Genomic DNA, 1,848 nt, shown 5'->3' with positions numbered 1-1,848 from the left:
TACCACTTGATTTTGTCTACCCCCTCCTAAGACGGGGTCAATCGGTTTGCCGAAGTTTACGTTTCCAGTGTCCTGTTCGGGATGAATATTTTGCTGCCCTGAAAGAGCCTTTCCAGCCTCGTGTACGGTCCGGTTCTTGCTTCAGTGTCGGCGGTACGTCAATTGCTGCGCCATATGGTACGAAAACCCATCATCGGCCGTGCTTTTCGTACCAATGTGAGGCGACACGTATCGCCATTGAAACAAGAACATGGCATTTTGCTGTTAGCGTTTTTTAAAAAAAGCATCGCCTCTGTTTGCTCAGGTCTGGCAGGTGTTCACGGGGAGTCGCAGGACATGAACAGTCTTTTGTCACCAGGCATGCGCCTGATGGGACATTTTGGTTTCGCTCGCAAGTTTCAGGTCTTGTTCCTGCTGTTCATGTTGCCGCTGGCGGGCAGCGCATGGGTCATCACCAAGGAGTACAGCAACAAGCTCGATGTCATTTCCGGCGAGCAATCGGGCGTGCGTCAGTTGCTGGCGCTTGATGATCTGAATATTGAACTGGCTGCCCAGCGCGACCATGCCGCACGCTGGAAAGCTGCCGACATTCTGCGTGAACCGACCCCGGCTGCGAAAGCTGCGATGGCCAACGTCGATGCAGGCATCCCGCGTATCACCAAAGCCCTGGAAGGCGTTGATGCCGCATTGAAGCGGGAAAACGCGCCTGCCGACACGATGAACCGTTTCAAGGCGCTTCAGGCGGCAGTCACCGGTCTGGACACTGCGTCATTGCGTACGGTGGGCTGGTGGCCCGATGGTTATGAGCGCTTCACGACGGTGTTGAACCTGGTTCAGGCGCTGCGCGAGCAAATCGCAATGGACAGCGGGTTGATTCTCGACCCCTGGCTTGAAACCTACATGCTCATGCAGCTTTCCACCCAGCAAGTACCGGATCTGATCGAGCGTATCGGCCGCCTGTCGAGTGTGGGGCAAACGTCGGTGGCGTCGGGTCAGTTCAGCCGGCAGAGCCGCTTGCAGATGCGCGATCTGCGCGGTCGGATCGATGATTCCAAGGATCAGATGCAGAAGGCTGCCAGCCTGCTGTTATCCAAGCTCCCCGAGCAGTTGCAGCCTTGGGCCGACAAGTACAATGCGGTCAGGCAAGTGCTGGAAACCGAACTGAAGGTCATTGATGACGGGGTTTTCGGCGGTAGCATCAAACTCAAGCCGGAAGAGTTTGAAAAGAGCATCGACACCTTGACCGGCAGCACGGCAGGTCTGCGCAGGCAGTCGCTTGATGCGCTCAATGGCCGTCTCGATTACTACCATGAAACCTCCAATATGGAGTTCATCCCGATGGCGGTGATCTTCTGTGTTCTGGTGATCATGGCCATCTATCTGTTCGCCTGCCTGCAATCCTCGATTCGCAACAGCGCCAGCGGCATTACCACGCTGGCTGAATCGCTGCGTGACGGCAATCTGTGTGTCGAAGTGGCCGTGCAGGGGCGTGACGAGCTTGCCGCTATCAGCAGGGCGCTCAATGTCGCGGTTGTGCAGCTGCGTAACAGCCTGCTGGGCGTCAATCAGGAGACCGTGCGTGTCGGCGATGCAGTGCTGACGCTGAATGCCCAGTCCAGTGGGACGCTGACCGAGGTCGAAGACCAGCAACAGCAGATCAGCCAGATCGCTGCGGCAGCAACCGAGCTGGCCGCTACTTCTCAAGGTGTGGCCAGAAGCTGTGAGCAGGCCTCGGAAAGCGCGAGGCATACCCGGCGTATCGCCGAGCAAAGCAGCCAGGACAGCCAGCGCACCACCGACAGCATCCAGCAGCTCAATCAGCGCCTGACCGAAACCGCCGCTGCCCTG

At 57.6% G+C, this 1,848-nt stretch carries 1 protein-coding gene; it reads left to right on the top strand.

Annotated features, from left to right (window positions below; genetic code table 11):
* Positions 1 to 336 precede the first annotated feature (336 nt).
* On the top strand, positions 337 to 1,848 hold a 1,512-nt coding region (locus ALO64_RS20685; protein WP_235805019.1), incomplete at its 3' end, for a methyl-accepting chemotaxis protein.

Origin of the sequence: Pseudomonas meliae, assembly GCF_001400515.1 — a bacterium.
Taxonomy (GTDB): Bacteria; Pseudomonadota; Gammaproteobacteria; order Pseudomonadales; family Pseudomonadaceae; genus Aquipseudomonas; species Aquipseudomonas amygdali.
This window is presented reverse-complemented; position numbering and strand designations above follow the sequence as displayed.